Origin of the sequence: Flavobacterium sp. UBA7680 (genome assembly GCF_002482975.1) — a bacterium.
In the GTDB taxonomy this organism is placed as follows: domain Bacteria; phylum Bacteroidota; class Bacteroidia; order Flavobacteriales; family Flavobacteriaceae; genus Flavobacterium.
This window is the reverse complement of the sequence record NZ_DLHA01000052.1, coordinates 1-18,409: the sequence shown is the minus strand read 5'-3', so window position 1 is coordinate 18,409 and position 18,409 is coordinate 1. Positions and strand designations below refer to the sequence as shown.

Annotated in this window: 29 protein-coding genes; 23 read left to right on the top strand and 6 right to left on the bottom strand. The window is 31.4% G+C overall.

Features of this window, described 5'->3' with window-relative positions:
- Positions 1–84: 84 nt before the first annotated feature.
- From B3C18_RS21905 to B3C18_RS21795, 23 genes are all read left to right on the top strand, one after another.
- Positions 85–888, top strand: coding sequence for a hypothetical protein (locus B3C18_RS21905; RefSeq protein ID WP_291151812.1), 804 nt, complete (start codon positions 85–87; stop codon positions 886–888).
- Positions 889–989: 101 nt separating this feature from the next.
- Entirely contained in the window at positions 990–1,340 is a 351-nt protein-coding gene (locus tag B3C18_RS21900) for a hypothetical protein (RefSeq protein ID WP_291151809.1), read from the top strand.
- Positions 1,341–1,342: 2 nt separating this feature from the next.
- Positions 1,343–1,723 carry a hypothetical protein gene (locus B3C18_RS21895; protein ID WP_291151807.1) on the top strand — a complete coding sequence of 127 codons (381 nt, stop codon included), beginning with the start codon at positions 1,343–1,345 and terminating at the stop codon, positions 1,721–1,723.
- Between the two features lie 89 nt (positions 1,724–1,812).
- Positions 1,813–2,019 (top strand): hypothetical protein, encoded by a 207-nt coding sequence (locus tag B3C18_RS21890; protein ID WP_291151804.1) that lies wholly within the window; start codon positions 1,813–1,815, stop codon positions 2,017–2,019.
- Positions 2,020–2,565: 546 nt separating this feature from the next.
- Positions 2,566–3,141 carry a TerD family protein gene (locus B3C18_RS21885; RefSeq protein ID WP_291151801.1) on the top strand — a complete coding sequence of 192 codons (576 nt, stop codon included), beginning with the start codon at positions 2,566–2,568 and terminating at the stop codon, positions 3,139–3,141.
- An 8-nt stretch (positions 3,142–3,149) separates the two neighbouring features.
- A complete protein-coding gene (locus tag B3C18_RS21880; RefSeq protein ID WP_291151798.1) occupies positions 3,150–3,815 on the top strand; it encodes a TerD family protein in 666 nt (221 codons plus the stop codon).
- Entirely contained in the window at positions 3,812–4,477 is a 666-nt protein-coding gene (locus B3C18_RS21875; protein ID WP_291151795.1) for an HAD family hydrolase, read from the top strand. The genes B3C18_RS21880 and B3C18_RS21875 overlap by 4 nt, the downstream gene beginning before the upstream one ends.
- Positions 4,477–5,328, top strand: coding sequence for a phosphoribosyltransferase family protein (locus tag B3C18_RS21870; RefSeq protein WP_291151792.1), 852 nt, complete (start codon positions 4,477–4,479; stop codon positions 5,326–5,328). Before B3C18_RS21875 ends, B3C18_RS21870 begins: the two co-directional genes overlap by 1 nt.
- A 1-nt stretch (position 5,329) precedes the next feature.
- Positions 5,330–5,884: a TerD family protein gene (locus tag B3C18_RS21865; RefSeq protein WP_291151789.1), complete on the top strand. Its 555-nt coding sequence runs from the start codon at positions 5,330–5,332 to the stop codon at positions 5,882–5,884.
- Positions 5,885–5,900: 16 nt separating this feature from the next.
- Positions 5,901–6,560: a TerD family protein gene (locus tag B3C18_RS21860; RefSeq protein WP_291151786.1), complete on the top strand. Its 660-nt coding sequence runs from the start codon at positions 5,901–5,903 to the stop codon at positions 6,558–6,560.
- Between the two features lie 108 nt (positions 6,561–6,668).
- The gene (locus B3C18_RS21855; RefSeq protein ID WP_291151783.1) at positions 6,669–6,977 is read left to right on the top strand and encodes a hypothetical protein; all 309 of its coding nucleotides are present in this window, start codon (positions 6,669–6,671) and stop codon (positions 6,975–6,977) included.
- Between the two features lie 18 nt (positions 6,978–6,995).
- Entirely contained in the window at positions 6,996–7,634 is a 639-nt protein-coding gene (locus B3C18_RS21850; protein ID WP_291151780.1) for a vWA domain-containing protein, read from the top strand.
- Between the two features lie 13 nt (positions 7,635–7,647).
- Positions 7,648–7,806: a hypothetical protein gene (locus B3C18_RS21845; RefSeq protein WP_291151777.1), complete on the top strand. Its 159-nt coding sequence runs from the start codon at positions 7,648–7,650 to the stop codon at positions 7,804–7,806.
- Between the two features lies 1 nt (position 7,807).
- Positions 7,808–8,443, top strand: a complete 636-nt coding sequence (locus B3C18_RS21840) for a vWA domain-containing protein (protein ID WP_291151918.1) — start codon at positions 7,808–7,810, stop codon at positions 8,441–8,443.
- Positions 8,444–8,449: 6 nt separating this feature from the next.
- Complete coding sequence (locus tag B3C18_RS21835; RefSeq protein ID WP_291151774.1) at positions 8,450–8,929, top strand: hypothetical protein; 480 nt, start codon at positions 8,450–8,452, stop codon at positions 8,927–8,929.
- Positions 8,926–9,171, top strand: a complete 246-nt coding sequence (locus tag B3C18_RS21830) for a YggT family protein (protein WP_291151770.1) — start codon at positions 8,926–8,928, stop codon at positions 9,169–9,171. Before B3C18_RS21835 ends, B3C18_RS21830 begins: the two co-directional genes overlap by 4 nt.
- Positions 9,172–9,175: 4 nt before the next feature.
- On the top strand, positions 9,176–10,222 hold the full coding sequence (locus B3C18_RS21825; protein ID WP_291151767.1) for a TerY-C metal binding domain-containing protein: 1,047 nt from the start codon (positions 9,176–9,178) through the stop codon (positions 10,220–10,222).
- A 9-nt stretch (positions 10,223–10,231) separates the two neighbouring features.
- Complete coding sequence (locus B3C18_RS21820) at positions 10,232–11,722, top strand: PP2C family serine/threonine-protein phosphatase (protein ID WP_291151764.1); 1,491 nt, start codon at positions 10,232–10,234, stop codon at positions 11,720–11,722.
- Positions 11,723–11,733: 11 nt separating this feature from the next.
- On the top strand, positions 11,734–13,242 hold the full coding sequence (locus B3C18_RS21815; protein ID WP_291151761.1) for a helix-hairpin-helix domain-containing protein: 1,509 nt from the start codon (positions 11,734–11,736) through the stop codon (positions 13,240–13,242).
- 37 nt (positions 13,243–13,279) lie between these two features.
- Entirely contained in the window at positions 13,280–14,263 is a 984-nt protein-coding gene (locus B3C18_RS21810; protein ID WP_291151758.1) for a TerC/Alx family metal homeostasis membrane protein, read from the top strand.
- A gap of 136 nt (positions 14,264–14,399) precedes the next feature.
- Entirely contained in the window at positions 14,400–15,206 is an 807-nt protein-coding gene (locus B3C18_RS21805; protein WP_291151755.1) for an endonuclease/exonuclease/phosphatase family protein, read from the top strand.
- Positions 15,207–15,216: 10 nt separating this feature from the next.
- Entirely contained in the window at positions 15,217–15,621 is a 405-nt protein-coding gene (locus tag B3C18_RS21800) for a hypothetical protein (RefSeq protein WP_291151752.1), read from the top strand.
- Between the two features lie 34 nt (positions 15,622–15,655).
- Entirely contained in the window at positions 15,656–15,868 is a 213-nt protein-coding gene (locus B3C18_RS21795; protein WP_291151749.1) for a hypothetical protein, read from the top strand.
- 6 nt (positions 15,869–15,874) lie between these two features.
- On the opposite strand, the gene B3C18_RS21790 is transcribed toward B3C18_RS21795, so the two are convergent.
- The 6 genes from B3C18_RS21790 to B3C18_RS21765 form a co-directional block, all read right to left on the bottom strand.
- Positions 15,875–16,288, bottom strand: a complete 414-nt coding sequence (locus tag B3C18_RS21790) for a hypothetical protein (protein ID WP_291151746.1) — start codon at positions 16,286–16,288, stop codon at positions 15,875–15,877.
- A 14-nt stretch (positions 16,289–16,302) separates the two neighbouring features.
- Complete coding sequence (locus B3C18_RS21785) at positions 16,303–16,836, bottom strand: hypothetical protein (protein WP_291151744.1); 534 nt, start codon at positions 16,834–16,836, stop codon at positions 16,303–16,305.
- A gap of 430 nt (positions 16,837–17,266) precedes the next feature.
- Positions 17,267–17,440, bottom strand: a complete 174-nt coding sequence (locus tag B3C18_RS21780; RefSeq protein WP_291151741.1) for a hypothetical protein — start codon at positions 17,438–17,440, stop codon at positions 17,267–17,269.
- Positions 17,427–17,792, bottom strand: a complete 366-nt coding sequence (locus tag B3C18_RS21775; protein WP_291151738.1) for a hypothetical protein — start codon at positions 17,790–17,792, stop codon at positions 17,427–17,429. Before B3C18_RS21775 ends, B3C18_RS21780 begins: the two co-directional genes overlap by 14 nt.
- Entirely contained in the window at positions 17,789–18,088 is a 300-nt protein-coding gene (locus B3C18_RS21770; RefSeq protein ID WP_291151736.1) for a helix-turn-helix domain-containing protein, read from the bottom strand. The genes B3C18_RS21775 and B3C18_RS21770 overlap by 4 nt, the downstream gene beginning before the upstream one ends.
- 83 nt (positions 18,089–18,171) lie before the next feature.
- A partial coding sequence (locus B3C18_RS21765) for a hypothetical protein (RefSeq protein ID WP_291151733.1) occupies positions 18,172–18,409 on the bottom strand: 238 nt, incomplete at its 5' end.

The following is an 18,409-nucleotide window of genomic DNA, read 5'->3' as shown; positions in this document are numbered from 1 at the left end:
TTTTATTATGCCTTTACGGTAATCCGTAAGTAATACTTTTTTATTACTCATAAGTTTGATTACTAATTCAAAATAATCAAACACATGAAAAAAATTACATTATCATTATTTCTACTATGTCTTTTGGCATCGTGTAATGCAGTAACAACCTATTATCAGGTTTATGAAACCAAATCAGAAACGGTAAAGTTATCCGGGAATGCAATCGTATTCGAAGACAATAACTGTAAAATAAGCTATAATCTTTGGTCAGAAAGTGGAAACGCCGGCTTCGCTTTCTACAACAAAACTAATGATGTGATTTACTTGCAACTTGATGAAAGCTTTTATGTAATCAACGACAAAGCCTATGATTATTACCAAAACAGAATCTTTAGCAACTCAAGCAATACAGCTGCAAAAACAACTAAAACAACTGGTTTTTCACAATTGGGTTGGTTGGCCTTGTCAGGATATAATTCAACTACTTTAGCTACCAACAGCACAAGCGGAGTAGAAACAATTGAAGCAAAAGTAATAGCGATTCCACCAAAAACATCAAAAGCCATTTCCGAATTCAATATCAATCAAACAGTTTTCAGGGATTGCGACTTACTTCGTTTTCCATCAGCAAAACAAAACAGTAATAAAACATTTTCGGAACAATCAACACCTATGCGCTTCTACAATACAATTACTTATAAGTTAGCCGATAAAGTAAACAAAGTAAAAAATGACTTTTACGTTTCAGGGATAACCAATATAGCATCAAAAGATGCCTATCAACAAGAGAAAAATGCATTTTGTGATCAAAAAGGAGGTGGTACTATTAATGTTTTCAAAGACATAGCACCCAACAAGTTCTATGTTACTTACACTAAAACTCAAGCGGATACTTGGAAGTATTAGTTTTCCGATTTGTGAGAACAAGACAATTACTGATAGGACACTTTATGACACTATGCTTGGGTAGCTTTATCTATCTGTTTTTTAGAACCACTGATTTAAAAATGTTTCATTGGATTAATACTATCGGATTTTTAGAGGAGTTACTAAAGATCCGGCAAACATTAACTCCGGTTAAAGTTATAATCCCTGAATGGGTACTCTTTGCTTTACCTGATGGTCTTTGGATGTTTTCCTATATGAGTTTAATACTATTGGTCTGGAAGAATAATATCAGCCGAGAAAGTGTCATTTGGATATTTATCATTCCATTCGTCTCCCTACTTTCAGAAGTATTACAGGCGATAAAAGTAATTCCCGGAACCTTTGATAAGATCGATCTAGTAATGTATTTACTTGGTACAAGCTTGCCATTTATTTTTTATAAAAAAACAATAACACAAAAATTAAAATAAGGATGAAAAAAAGAATACAACATTTAGGTTCAGCCCTAATTTTCATAGCATTTTTAATAATGGCTTTTGGAAGCGAAGATGATAAGCAAGATAGTTTAAACTCAGATGGAACACCAAAGTCCGAAAGACAAATTGAATTAGAAAAGCAATTTAGCGCCTGGGATGGTTCACATCCTGGACTGACTAAAATGATTAAAGAGGCAATGAATGATCCCGATAGTTACGAGCATGCAGAAACCAAATATTGGGATATGGATGACCATTTAATTGTCTTGACTACATACAGAGGGAAAAATGCATTTGGAGGTGTTGTTAAGAATTACGTAAAAGCAAAAGTTGATTTAAATGGGAATGTGCTAGAAATTATTGAGGAAGGACCATAAGGTTGTTTTTTAATGTCTTTACGGTTTTCCGTAAAGAACTCATTTATAATGAGATTAAGTTTGACATGTATAACTATAAAATATTAATCATGAAAAAGTATTATGTAAACAACAACGCACAGTCGAATGGAGATCACGAAGTACACAATGAAGATTGCAAATACCTTTCAAGTATTGCAAGTAAAAAATATCTAGGTGAATTTTCTAATTGTAAATCTGCAGTAACTGAAGCCAAAAAGACCTATTCCCAATCAAATGGCTGTAAAACTTGTTCGCCGGATTGTCACACAAGCTAAAAAATAATTGTGGTAGTATTTGCGCCGGAGCAGTTATGCATACAGCTGTTCCGGAAGCAAATGCTTAACCACTACAAATGTTTATAAAGACCAAAGTTTTCATTTTGGTTGCATTACTGTTGGTTTAGATTACAAACAAAATTAATTATACGTATTATCACAAAGTTAAATGAGCTAATAAAAACAGGGAGAACAGGAGATAATAAAGAGTTGTCTTGTAACTAAGGTATTGTTTCTATGATATTTATATTTAATTGCATGAAGTTTTATTAAATCCTACTATATTTTATTGTAGTTAGAGAAATATTTATTTCAATAATTAGATGTGTAATTTACTTTAACAAATAAATGATTTATCCCCCAAAAGATAATTTCCATCAATTTGTCGATAAGTTTATTTTTTTTTAAGTTTTTTTCTATATTTTAGCGATTGATTATTCTGACTTAAATTGATATAAGAAATATTAAAATTTATCTAAGCTCAATATATTTTGTTCAAATATGACTCAGAAATCAAACAAAAATATGTATTAATAATATTTAATTATGGCAATTAATTTACAAAAAGGACAAAAAATTGATATTGGATTATCAAGGATTACTGTTGGGTTAGGATGGGATCCAAATGAGGGAACTGGTCATGACTTTGATTTAGATGCTTCAGCAATTATGATAAATGAAAACAGAAAATTATTAGCTGAAGATTATTTTATATTTTACAACAATCTAAAATCACCTGATGGTTCTTTGGAGCATACAGGAGATGATCCAGATGGCAAGAGCAGTGATGGGGATGATGATGAAGCAATAAAAATAGACTTAAACAAAATCAATAAAGATGTCAATGAAATTTTATTTGTAGTAACAATAGAAGATTTTGAAAGAAGAAAGCAAAATTTTGGTCAAGTTAGAAATTCATATATTAGAATTGTTGATGAGGACAGTAATGTAGAGATAGCCAAATATGAATTAGATGAAGATTTTTCCGTTGAAACTGGTGTAGAATTTGGGAGACTTTACAAAAGAAACAATCAATGGAAATTTGAGGCATCTGGAATTGGTTATAAAGCAGACCTTGGATTTTTCCTTGAGAAATATTACTCTGGTCAGATAATAAAATAAAATAAAATATGGCTATAAATCTTCAAAAAGGTCAAACAATTGATTTAAGAAAAAATGACAAAGGTGAATCTTTTGATTTGTCTCAAGTAACAATTGGATTGGGCTGGGATGTTAAAAAAAAAGAAAGTGGTTTTTTAGGTAAACTTTTCGGTGGTAAAGAGGAAGAGTATGATTTAGATGCCATAGCTTTTTTATTGGATGCCAACGGAAAAGTTGCCGATTTAGGTAGAACTGTCAGAAATACTGGTGGTGGTCAAGTCGGACTATATGAGGGAGATGTTATTTTTTTTAACTCAATGCGACATCCATCAGGAAACATATGGTTAACAGGAGACAACAGAACAGGAGCCGGTGATGGTGATGATGAACAGATTATTGTAAAATTAGATTCTTTAGACGCTAGATATCAGACAATAATTTTTTTAGTAACGATTTATCAAGGAAGACAAAATAATCAACATTTTGGATTAATAGAAAATGCCTTTATCAGAGCAGTAGATTCTCGAGGTAAAGAAATTGCTAAATTTAATTTGTCAGGTGATGCATCACTTAACGGAATGTGTGCAATGGTTTTTGCTGAAGCCTATAGAAAAGATACTGAATGGAAATTTAGAGCTATAGGTGAACCAAAACAAACTGATAATTTTGTTGATATATTAAAGACATACTCTTGAAAATAGACATCAAAAATTACAAGCATATTTCATTTGATTTATGGCTGACCTTAATAAAATCTAATTCTGAATTTAAAACCAAAAGAAATAAATTATTTAAAGATTTTTTCGAAATTGAAGCAGATGAGAAAACCGTTGCAGATAAGATTCGTTATTACGATTTAGCATGTAATAATATTAATGAAAAGACAGGTTTAAATATTGATACGTTTGAAATTTACAGCCTTATTTTAAATTCACTGAACCATAATTATGAAAACATTAGTTTTGAAAAACTCAATGATTATTATATTGAGTCAGAATTATTGTTATTGAATTATAAACCGGTTTTAATGTATTCTGATTTAAAAAAATATCTTAAAACAATACAATCAGAAGGGAAAACAATGAATTTGTTGAGTAATACTGCTTTTATAAAGGGATATACATTAAGAAAAATTATTTCATTTTATGAATTAGATGATTTTTTTTCGTTTCAGATTTATTCAGATGAGTGTGGCTTTTCAAAACCTAATTATAAAATATTTGAATTGGTTTACAATGAAGTCAACAAGATAGAGTTAATGTCAAAATCAGCTATCTTACATGTTGGGGATAATAAAAATGCGGACTACAACGGGGCAAAGAATTATGGTTTTGACGCATTACTAATTAATAATTAATGATTAACAGATATAGTTTATATAAAATTCTTGATAAAGATGATTGTCCATTTAACGAGGATGATTACAGCTGGTTCAAGTTTGGAGACAAGTATTTTGCAGAAAAATTTGCTTCAGATTTGTTTGAAGGTTTTATAAGTGAGTATAGAGAAAAATTGTTGTTGCAGGATGAAATAATAATATTGCCTAGTCCTTATTTATCGATACCAACAGCTTCAAATTTTTTGTGTTTGTATTTTAAAAGAAAGCTAAATGATTTTTTGTTCCAACATAACAAAAAAGCATGTTTAGAATCTAAAATTTATAGAAATCAAACCTATGTTACTGATTACGGTAATTTAGATTTTGAGGAAAGAGTAAGATTAATTTCGAATGATACTTATTACATTGATCGACATTTTATTGATGGTAAGTTTTGCATTTTTGTGGATGACATTAAAATAACAGGTAGTCACGAGTTTACAGTTAACAAAATACTAAACCAATATAATATTCAGGGAGATTTTGTTTTTGTCTATTTAGCTGAATTGTTAAACAAAGAGATTCATCCAAATATTGAAAATCATTACAACTATTTTGCAGTTAAAGGTGTAAACGAAATTGTTGAGATTATCAATAGAGAAAGTTTTCAATTTAACACACGGATTATTAAGTACATATTGAGCCTAAATGAGCTAGAATTTAATCTTTTAATTAAATGTATATCTTACGAGAAAAAAGAAGAACTTTTTCATTTGGCCATTAGTAATAATTATCATCAATTGACAGAATACAAAATGAATATTAACTCAATTAAAGTTGATTCAATTAAAACTGAGTCAATAAATATTAACACAATAAACATTAATTAAAATGGCAATTAATTTACAAAAGGGGCAGCGTGAAAACATAAATGCTCCTAAGTTTACCATCGGATTAGGATGGGATACAAACGAATCTTCTACAGGTTCTGGTTTTGATTTAGACGCTTCTATTTTTGTCTTAGGAGAAAACAAAAAGATACTTTCTGACAGCCATTTTGTTTTCTTCAATAATTTGAAAACTCCTGATGGTTCTGTTGAACACACTGGTGATAATTTAACAGGTGATGGTGATGGAGATGATGAACAAATCAAAGTTGATTTATCAAGGATTGATAAAAACGCATCGGAGATTTGTATCGTAGTAACTATTCATGATGCTGAAGCTAGAAAACAAAATTTTGGTCAAGTTAGAAACTCTTTCGTTAGAATATTTGATACAAATTCAAATGCGGAAATTTTAAAGTACGAACTTGACGAAGATTTTTCTGTAGAAACAGCTGTTGAATTTGGAAGAATATACAAAAGGAATGATGAATGGAAGTTTGAAGCTGTAGGGATGGGTATGAAAGGCGGATTAGAAGATTATTTAAACAAGTATAACTAATAAAAAATTAAAAATAATGGCAATTAATTTAACTAAAGGGCAAAAAATTGATTTAAGAAAAACATCAGGTGAAACATTAACTAATTTTTGTGTTGGTGTAAACTGGGGAGCAATTGAAAAAAAGGCATTATTTGGTCTTTCAAAATCTGTTCATAATATTGATTTAGATTTAAGTTGTGTTTTAATTGATGACCAAAATAATATTTGCGACCATTTGTATTCTCCTCTTTACAGAGTAGAAGTTTTACAACAATTTGGTTTGCCAAAAGGGAAATTAGTAACCATTGACGGCGCGATGAAACATACCGGAGATGATTTGGAAGGAGACAAGGGAGGTGATGATGGCTTAGACAATGAGATTATTACTGTTGATTTAACCAAACTAAATTCAAATGTTTCTCAAATATTTTTCTTCTTAAATAATGCAGGAAATGAAGATTTCTCTCAGATACCTTATGCTAAAATTAGAATGTATGAAGGCACTCCTACTCGAGTGACTTCTGTTTTTGCAGACTATAACGTGTCAGCGGAAAGCCAATATGTTGGTAAACGTTCTATCATAATGGGGAAACTTTATAAAAGAAGCGGTGAATGGAAATTCAGTGCCATCGGTGATCCAACTGAAGATACTTTTTTAGGACAAACAATTCACAAAATTCTAAAATCATATTTATAAAAAATGGAGATTAAAAATATTCAAGGTCTCAGAGTTTCGGAAATAAAGCAATTAGTTAATCAAGGTGCAAAATTTGTGATTTTTCCTTATACCATTTCATTAATACTAATGACATTAAGGAGAAATTCAAGTATCTATTTTATTAGACCTGGTGAAAACACCGTGAAATATTCTTATGGCCATGTCGGGGTTAATTTACTGTTTGGCTGGTGGGGAATTCCTTGGGGACCAATTTATACAATTGGCGCTGCTTACAGACATATAGTTGGTGGTAAAGATGTAACTCAAATAATTTTGAGTGAGTTAATTCAAAATGATCCTGATGCTGACACCAGTTCATATGCTATTAATAATATAATCAATCCAAACAATGAAAGTGCGAGTAATAACAATCAAACATACAATATTCCTAGATAACCAATAAAAATATACACGATGAGAAGATTACCAGTTTATTTATTATTAGATACTTCAGGTTCAATGAGTGGTGAGCCAATCGAAGCTGTTAAAAATGGTGTTCAAGTAATGATAAGTTCATTACGACAAAACCCACAAGCAATTGAAACAGCTTTTATTAGTGTAATAACTTTTGATACTTCAGCTCAACAGATAATTCCTTTGACAGATTTAGCGTCTTTTCAAATGGTGGATATCAAAGCCACTGGAGTTACAGCTTTGGGTGATGCACTTAAATTAGTTTCAAGCAAAATAGATAATGAAGTTGCCAAAACTACAGCTGAACAAAAAGGAGATTGGAAGCCTCTTGTATTTATTATGACTGATGGTATCCCAACAGATGATTGGCAATCTGGACTCAACGAATTCAAACAGCGTAAAACGGCTTTTACAGTTGCATGTGCTGCCGGCAGTGGCGCAGATACAGGAATATTGAAACAAATAACTGACAATGTTGTTAGTCTAGATACAGCTGATAGTGCTAGTATTAGTAAGTTTTTCTTATGGGTAACAGCTTCAATTGGAGTCTCTTCAACAAGAGTTGAAGATAGTGGTAAAGAAGTTACCGGACTAAATGAACTGCCACCTCCTCCTGCCGAGTTAAATATTGTTGTCTAAAATATTATAAGTTATGTCTAAATTTGGTTTTTCATTTTCTTTAAGTAGGCTATTAGGAATAGCTGGAGCAAAGCAAAGTTTTGCACGTAAAACAGGAGTGCCAATGACTAAAGGTGGTATGGAACGTAAATTAGGCAGTATATTAATTAAATCATTTTTTGGAAAAAAATAATATGAGAAGATTACCAGTCTATTTTTTACTTGATACTTCAGGCTCTATGTATGGAGAACCTATACAAGCGTTGAATAATGCATTGAGCAGTATGATTAATACGCTTAGACAGGATGCACAAGCTCTAGATTCTTTATGGATAAGTATTATTACATTTGATAGAGAGGTTAAAGAAATTTGTCCTCTTACTGAATTAGCATTATTTCAATTACCCGAAATTGTTTGTCCACAAAGTGGCCCCACTCATACCGGTAAAGCACTTGAAATGCTTCATGAAAAAGTTAAAGTTGATGTCAAAAAAGGTACAGATACTCAAAAGGGTGATTGGAAGCCTTTATTTTTTTTATTTACAGATGGAAAACCAAACGATTTAATGGTATACCGAGAAATGATTCCGAAAATCAAAGCTTTGAATTTTGGTGCTATCGTTTGTTGTGCTGCTGGTAATTTAGCTGATGATAGTTTACTAAAAGAACTTACAAATGATGTGGTTCATTTAGACAACGCAGACAGTGCTGCATTGAAACAATTTTTTAAATGGGTTTCAGAGACCATTGAACAAGGAAATAAAAGTCAAGGAACAGGAGAAAGTGTGGCACTACCACCACCTCCCAGTGAAATAACTTTAGTTATATAAGCAAAAATGGAAGTCATTTCAGCCATCATAACTATTGGAACCATTTTGTATCATATCATTTCTAAAATTAGTGAATCCTCCGGAAGCAGTAGCTCAAGTAGTAATGCTAATTCTTATGTAAACACATATGAATTAAGTCAAAACGAAAAGCTACAAAGCATGAATGTTGACGAGCTTAACCATTGTTATGCTACTTCAAAGATTACTAATTTTAGTCCAAGAAGAGCAGAACAAGTCTTAAGAAGTGGATTGTTGAAAGGATTTGATGTTAAAGATATTGTGATACAAGGTAGTTGTGTTAATATCAGGATCAAGCATTCTATTCCTTACAATAGCGGTACAAATGATTATGGCTCGAGTTTTTCGATTAATTGCATTGAACCGACCCAAAACGTAATCATATATGGTTTAGATACCTATAATGTAGGAGAGAGAAAAGCTTTTTATTGTATTGCAGATGAAATAATAAAAAAATTGTCAAAATGATAAAAATACTTATATCGGTGTTAATTATAGGATTGTTTCTTTATTCAAAATTATTGCCATACAAAGACAGATTAAATAATAAATACAGAGGTTTTTTTAATTTTTTTAATACAATTTTTGAACCTATATTCAACCTAATGAAAAGATTTATAAAGCCATTTCAGGTTGGTGCCGGACTTTCAGTTGACATGACACAAATTGTCTTATTAATTTTATTATTAATGATATCAAATTTATTTTAACACAATGAGAAGATTACCTATATATTTCCTGATAGATATATCTGAATCTATGGTTGGTGAACAAATCCAATTAGTAGAAGACGGAATGGCAACAATAATTAAAGCCATAAAACAAGACCCATATGCCATTGAGACAGTTTGGGTATCTATTATTGTATTTGCCGGTCAAGCCAAAACATTGGTGCCACTTCAGGAGATAGTTAGTTTCTATCCTCCAAAGTTTCCAATAGGTGGAGGCACATCATTAAGTAAAGGTTTAGGACATTTAATGTATGAATTGAGAAAAAATATTGTCAAAACAACTTTCGAGCAAAAAGGTGATTGGAAGCCTATTATATTTTTATTTACCGATGGTGTACCAACGGATGACACTAAAACTGCAATTTCAGAATGGAGACAAAATTGGGCAAAGACAGCCAATATGGTTGCGATCTCTTTTGGTGAAGAAACCGACACTAAAATACTTGGTGAATTAACTGAAAACGTTTTACATTTCAAAAACTCTACCGAAGAGGATTATAAAAAATTCTTTAAATGGGTAACAGATTCCATCAAAACAAGTAGTATTAGTGTTGAAAATAATGCATCAGGTTTTGAACTGGCTTCTATTGATAATGATACTTTGTCGAAAATTGATTTATCAAAATCACCACCGCCAAACTTATATGTGGACAATAATTTTGTTGTTTTAGCTGCAAAATGTCAAAACACTAAGCGGCCATATTTAATGAAATATAGAAAATTTATACAACCTTCTGGATTTGCAGGTCTGGAAACAAGAGGCTATCGTTTAGTTGGTGGTTTTCAGGTTGATAATTCATATTTTGAATTATGTGATGAGAATAGCTCACAGGCTAGAGTCAACAGTGATGAACTAATGGGAGCACCATCTTGTCCGTGTTGTGGTAATCAATTTGGTTTTGCTTTATGTGTTTGTGGAAAAATTCATTGTATTGGAAATGAAGAAATGAGTACATGTCCTTGGTGTGGTAATCAAGGTTCATATGGCGCTGGAGAGGGTGGATTTGATATTAATAGAACATTAGGTTAATTTTTTTATATGTCAAATACCAAAGAATATATTGAAAAATTATTTTCAGCACATAATATCATTATACCATTGAATAGAAATATCATGTTCAATGAATTTGTTACAAACGAAAAAAATGCTGAAACGGTAAAAATTATACTCGAAAGTCAAAAAATAATTATGAATAAGTGGGTACTTAGTAACAGGATAACAGATATTATACAACATCCGGTTCAGATTCCAAACGGTACTGTCGGAAAACCGTATGAAAGCAAATTTGATTTTATACAATTAGGTTGGAATGATGTCATTCTTTCAGAATTTGAAGGACTTGAAGAATATGGTTTGCAATATGATAACGAATCTGAGTTAATTTATGGAACACCAACCCAAAATGGAGAATTTAAAATAAAGTTGAAATTTAAGGTAACAGGTGAAGCCGAAGATTCTGTATTGAATGAAAAATTAATTAATCTAATTATCAATGCAGATCCAAAATCATTATGGAAGAATTTAGAAAGTGATAAGAATGACCCATTTTGGAAAGCTGATAATGTACAAGAATTTAATTCAATTGGAGATAAACACATTGTTGTTTCTTCAAAGAGAGGTCGCTCTCATGCCAATGTTGGTTCTTTTAGAGATGACGATTATGCTTTTAACCATTTTGAAAATACAGGTTGGAGTGTTGTAGCAGTTTCAGATGGAGCTGGAAGCGCTAAAGCTTCACGCAAAGGCTCAGAAATTGCCTGTCAGGAGGTAATTCATTATTTCCAAAATAATTTAACAAAAGAAGTAACAAACAGTTTTGATGAATTACTAAAAGATTTTAATAAAGAAAGTAACGAAGTAACTGATTCTCTTGCTACTGTTCCAAGTAAAAATTCAGAAATCGCGAATGAAAGTGCTGAAGTTGAAGAAGTAGTTGAAACGACTAAAAATAAAATTGGAAAATTCATCTACAACAATTTGGGAGGTTGTGCTAAATCGGTTTACAACAAATTGGAAGAGTTTGCCAATAAAAATGAGTTAAATATTAAAGAACTTCACAGTACCTTGATTTTTACACTTTTTAAAAAGTATGAATTCGGTTATGTAATATTAACATTTGGTGTTGGAGATTGTCCAATTGGTGTACTAAATAAAGATAAAACTGATTTTAAATTAATGAATTGGCTCGATGTTGGCGAATTTGGAGGTGGGACTCGTTTTATTACGATGCCGGAGATTTTTGTTAGCGATAAATTTTCAACCCGATTTGGTTTTAAAATCATTGATGATTTCTCTTATCTGATGCTAATGACTGATGGAATATACGACGCCAAGTTTGTAGTAGAGGCCAATCTGGAGAAATTAGAAAAATGGCACGAGTTTATTGCAGATTTAGAAGGAAATAATGAAGATAAAGCTAAAGTAGTTTTTGATAAAAATAATAAAGAAATAGCTAATCAATTGTCTGTTTGGATGGACTTTTGGAGTCCGGGAAATCATGATGACAGGACATTAGCTGTAATCTTTTAAATTGAAGTAATATGTCAATAATTACGGTTAAATCAATAATAAATGGAGCCAATTATCAATATGTTGATAACGGGGAGCCTAAAAGCGGTACTGCTAAAAATGTATATTTTAGTCCTGACCGAAAGTATGTTGTAGCTATTTTTAAGGATAAGCAAGATTTTAATCAAAAAGAAAGGCTAAAAAAAATCACTTCTGATTATTTAAACAGAATAAAAAAGAATGAAGGAGGTGATTATTATTTGGATGAAATCTATAGATGGCCAACAGATGTAATTGAAAGTAATGGTCAAATAGGTATAATAGTGCCTATTTATAATTCAAAATTTTTCTTCAACAAAGGTTATGCTAGTCAAGATTTAATTAAAGGTGAAGAGAAAAATGGTAAATGGTTTGCTGGTGCAAAATTTAGAAACAAACAATTTCCATTAAGCCTTGACCATTCGGAATTAGGTAAGTGGCTAAATTATTTTCAGATTGGTGTAAACCTTTCTAGGGGTGTGAAAAAAATGCATCAAATGGGACTTTCACATTCTGATTTATCATATAATAATGTTTTAGTTGATCCACAAACTGGCTCTGCATGTATGATAGATTTAGACGGATTAGTTGTTCCTGGTTTATTTCCAGCTGAAGTAATAGGTACTGCAGATTTTATTGCTCCAGAAGTATTGGCAACAAAACATTTGAGCAAGACAGATCCTAACAGAAAACTCCCAAACAGATTAACTGATCTTCATGCCTTGGCATGTCTAATCTACATGTATTTACTTCATAGGCATCCATTAAAAGGGGGTAAAGTCCATGATTTAGATACTGAAAAAGACGATTTGTTATCCATGGGTGAAAAAGCATTATTCATCGAGCATCCAACTGATAAAAGCAACAGACCAAAATTACATCAAGTATCAAAATGGGACCATTATTGGGCAGACGTTAATAAACTGCCATATACAATAACCGGCCCCTATCTTAAACCGCTATTTGACAGAGCTTTTATTGACGGCCTACACAATCCTATGCAACGCCCTACAGCTGAAGAGTGGGAAATTGCATTATTAAAAACTACTGATTTGATTCAGGTGTGTAGCAATAGTAATTGTGAACAGAAATGGTATGTTTTTGACAATACTAATACACCAAGATGCCCATTTTGCGGAACAAATCACCAAGGAACTTTACCGGTACTTGATTTATATTTTCAATTTAAAGAATCAGTTTGGAAACCCGAAAACCATCGTTTGATGGTTTACAAAGACCAATATTTATTTCAATGGCATGTCAATCGAAATATAATCCGAAATGAAAGATTAACCCCAGCACAAAAAGTTCCTGTGGGTTATTTTACATTTCATAATAATAAATGGGTTTTTGTAAATCAAAAACTTACATCATTAGTTGACAAATCAGAGGACAAAGAAATTGCCATAGGTGAAATGGTAGAATTAACAGATGGTAAAAAACTTTTATTATCAAAAGAAGATGGCGGTCGTGTGGTTGTTGTAACAATGGCAAATAAATAACAAAAATAAATTAACTAACCTTTAAATTAAATTAATTATGTGGGAAAATAATCCGTGGCTAATAGTCACATTTGCATTAGCAATATTAATAATGCTTCTTCTAGATTTAGGTGTTTTTAATAAAAAAAGTCATGAAGTTTCTAGTAAGGAAGCAGTTACGTGGTCATTAGTATGGATTTCTCTTTCTATGGCTTTTAGTGGGTTAGTTTACTATTATGCAGGTTCGACAAAATTCTTTGAGTTCCAATCTGCTTATTGGGTAGAGAAAGCACTATCAGTAGATAATCTCTTTGTATTTATTTTAGTATTTAAGTTTTTTGATGTTCCCAACTCAAGCAAGCACAAAGTCTTATTTTGGGGTATTATTGGAGCCTTAGTACTAAGAGCTATTTTTATTTTTTCAGGTGCTTTTCTAATTCAACTTACATATCTAAACAAAATTTTAAGCTATTTTGGGGTTGATGGATTCAAGTATGACATTAATATCATTATGACACTTTTTGGTTTATTTTTAGTGTATGCTGGTATAAAATCTTGGTCATCAGGTGACGACGACGACGAGCAGGACTATAATGACACAAGGGGAGCTAAGCTTATTAGAAGATTTTTCAGTGTGAGCGAAAAATATGATGGTGCCAAATTCTTTACTTATGAGAATGGGAAAAAATTAGCAACACCATTGTTAGTTGTTGTAGCAGTTATTGAATTTACCGATTTACTTTTTGCCGTAGATTCTATTCCTGCAATATTTGCAATCTCAAATGATCCATTTATTTTATATACTTCAAACATATTTGCTATATTGGGTTTAAGAGCCTTATTCTTTTTGCTTGATAATTTTATACATCTATTTAACAAACTGCCATATGGTTTAGCTTTTATACTTTCATTTATTGGTGTCAAAATGATAATTTCACCTTTTTATCATATTGAATCGGTAACATCATTATTGGTTATTGGTGGGATATTAGTTTTGTCTGTTGTTTTATCAATAATGTTTCCTGACAAAGCAGAAGTATAATAGATTATTAGTTAAAATTTCTGTAAATAGACATCCTGATGGGTGTCTATTTAGTTTAGTAAAGGTTGTGGTTTATGGGAAACCGTATTTTTTTCAATAATTTTCATTTAACTTTCAAAAAAAAAATTAAATTTTAATGAAATTAAAAATACTTCAAATACTCCTACTTACACTAACAACCTCCCTCCACGCACAAGTAAAAATCCTAACTTGGAACGTCGAAAACCTTGGCAGTTCAAAATCAGATAGTACCATCACTTACATCGCCAATACAGTCAAAGATTATGATATAATAGCATTGCAAGAGGTGGTAGCCGGTTATGGCGGTGCACAAGCCGTAGCCAAACTAGCTGACGAACTCGACCGCAAAGGAGCCAAATGGGATTACGCCATTAGCGATCCAACAAGCAGTTCAGTCTACAAAACGGAACGTTATGCTTTTATCTGGAAGACAGTCAAAGTAAGACTAGTAAACAAACCTTGGTTAGAAAAAAAATACGGTTTATTAATTGACCGTGAACCTTATTATGCCACTTTCGAGTACAATAAAAAGCAATTTACCCTAGCCAACTTCCACGCTATAACCAAAAGCAAGCAGCCTGAAACTGAAATTAAGCATTTCAAAAACTTACCTGGTCAATATCCCAATCTGAATATTGTTTTTGTTGGTGATTTTAATTGCCCTGAGTCACATACTGTATTCAATCCATTAAAAAAAATGGGATACAAACCCGCCTTTGAAAACCAGAAGACATCACTAAAAAAGAAATGTGAAAATAATAATTGTCTTTCTAATGAATTTGATAACATCTGGTACAACAGTGGTAAAATTGGAGTGAGGAATGCAAAAGCAATTCATTTCTATAAAGATTTTAAAGATTTTGCTAAGGCTAAAGAGGTTTCTGATCACATTCCTTTAACTACAGAGCTAATAATTAAATAATCGATTAGTTATGATAAAAACACTACTTAAATCAATTCGAGTAATTCTAATTTTTGCACTTCTTAGTTTAAATAATTGTAAACAAAATGAACAAGAGCTTCAACAAAATTTTGTTCCGGCTAACGCAGAAGATTTGACGGTAGAAGAATTAAAAACGGTGCATACAGACTCTAATTACAAATATGAATACAGAACCGGAACCAGCGGCGACTATGGTTATAATTATGACGTTTCAGGATATGATGAAAATGGAAACGAAGTTACCGGTAATGTAAGTATGGAAGATAAATACGGAACCGGAACAATCACTAATGCAGAGGGTGATAAAGTAGATGTGGAAGTTGAATGGGTTGATTATGGCGAATTAAAAGCAACGGACCAAGACGGAAATGAATACGAACTCACAGTTGATTAAAATCGGTATCTTTATAAAACTTTAATAGCGTCCAATGAAAAAAGCAGTTTTACTTTTGATCTTCATGACCTTAACATCATTTATTGATGTTGCTGATAATGTTTATATCTGCAATAGTAAGGGAGCTAAAAAATATCATTTAAAAGAATTTTGCAGAGGATTAGGTGCTTGTAAGCATGAAATCATTAAAGTAACTTTAAAACAAGCAAAAGAAAGAGGACTAGATTTATGCGGATGGGAAGATTAACTACTTTTAATAACATTCTTCCAATAAAGTATTAGGCCCTACAGGCCTCAAAAAGGTCCCTCCATCTTCATCATCACCATCTTTTGTTTTTGCAACTGCAACACCAATACAAATTTTATATAAGGGAGCGTTGTTTTCTGGATTTAAAGCAGTAAATATCATTTTCTGCTTCATGCCATCGTGTTTCAATCCAATATGAGAATTTTGATATTTTTTTCTAGTATAATCAAGTTCTAGGTAAAAATTATGCTCTTCAATAAAAGTGTTATCTTTTTCATATGAAGAAACAATCATCTTAACCTTTTCAGGACTATCTTTTCTTGGAAAAAAATGCAAGAAATTATAAGTGCTATTTTTAACTAAAAGGTCAAAAGAAAATTCATTTATTCCTTCATGAGTGTAAGCAGTAAAAGTTTCCATAAATTTTTAATTAATTAGTAATCTCTTCCTTGAATTATTTTTTTCTTCTCTTTAGTTTGAATCTCATTATATTTCTCAATTTTTGCCTGTAAATCTTCAGGAAGTTTTATCGGTCCAAATAGTGCAACATAAATTCCATGTTGCAATTTGTTTAAATATGATCTTTTAATTTGATAACTTGTTTGCCAGTCCGAATATGTTCCATCCATGTAATTTTTAGTACGTCTTTCAATTTTTATAGAAAAACTCAGTCTATAAGGTTGCTTGTCGTTTGCAATTTCTATTGTCAAAGTTTCTTTAAACAAATCTCCTTCGGCATAATACTCACAAAAACCACGACTTTCACTTTCACGCAATATTTTTTGATATTCAGATGCAGCAACTTGATTCATTGCTTCAAATAATTTATTCTTCTCAACATCATATGGTTTATCTTGATAAATTGATTTTTGATAAATATCTATTTGTTCAAGCAAATCATTTTTTGATTGAGCGACTGCAATTTGGGACAAAAACATAATAACTATGCCGAATTTAAGTGTTTTCATTTTTTATTTGTACACCCTCGTCCCATAGAGTTTAAGAGTTAGTAAAAACAACAGCGTGGGACAAACTCATTACCCAACTCCGCTGGTACCGGCAAGTACCTGAAATATAGATAAGAGAAGCCCACGCATGCGAGAGCATCTGCTTAATAATCTATATTTCTTCTGAAAATTTTGCCGGTTTTGCGGAGAAAGATTATTAGCTTACGCTATTGATATGATTATATTCTTTTTATTTCATCTATTAAATTAAATTTCAATTCAAATATATTACAATTTCAATATAAAAAACTAAGCTATTAATTGATTCATCTAAAATATGATTCAAATGAAATAAACTTTAAAGTACTTGTGTACATATTCAAAATGCTTTTCTTACATATTAATGCAAGTTTATCCAAATTAATTTGGTTAGTTATTGAAAATAAAAAACTCATTTTTCTTTATTTTGCTCCTGAATATTGTAATTAATAATACAAGCCGCAATTACAATTACCAATACAGAAAAAAGCACAATTGTTGTGTTTTTTAATTTCTGATTGCTTTCAATCAAGGACTGTCGTTGAATGTCTGGAGTAACCATTTCTATGTTTCTAATATCTATCATTTTTTAAAATTTTAATTTGTTCGTTTGGGAGTGTAATAATCATAAATTCATAAATGCAAGGAATGTTTCTTTCTTCCCATTTGTCATAATGAGTAATCACATTAAAATTGTAGCCTCTACCTCGTAAAAACTCTTGATGGACAATAGTTTCTTTCTTGTTAGCCAACAATTCTAAAAGTATCAATTGGTTTTGATGTAAAGGCTTATCTACAAAGCTCCTTTTCGTCCTAATCTGAGACGCTTTTTCATTATTGAATTTGATTCTGTTTGCTGGAGTAGCAAATCGCTGTGAGACTTTTTTAGGTATAAATTCTTCACCGGTTAAAGGGTCTTTTCTTTTATCTGTTTTCATAAGGCAACTCGATTAGCTTTTAAGATTCCCTCTATCTCTTTAATTTCATACAGGTAGATATCCCCAAATTTCGTATGGGGTAAAATACCGGTTTCACGATACTTAATAATCGTATTATTTGATAGCCCAAATATCTTTTTCAGATCTTGGTTTCGATAGTATTTTGTGTGGCCTGTGTTAACTTGCTTTTTATTGAGGGTGGTGTCAATATTATCAAGTCGCGAATAGATTGGCTCTAATAGTTTTTTAATATTTCCAACTGTTGGAATTATCAATTCTTCTTTAGTATCATTCATAACTCATTATTTAGAAATGAGTTACAAACTTTGATAAAAACATTTCTATAACAAAGCCTTTGAAGCGAATTCGGTGCGAATATTTATTTACTTTTCGGTTTCCGAAAGTCTAAAATTATTTTTTTTCTATCCTCAAGTTTAGCAATTAATTCATCTATGAATTCAATTTGAATTTCCTGATGCTGCCATTTAAGCTCTGAGAATTCCTGATTTATTTGCCCGATATCCGATTGGGTGCCATTCTTATTAAAAGTAAAGTTAGCGGCCAAAAATCGTTTAACCATTGTTTCATTTTTAACGTCATTCTGTTTATCCATAAAC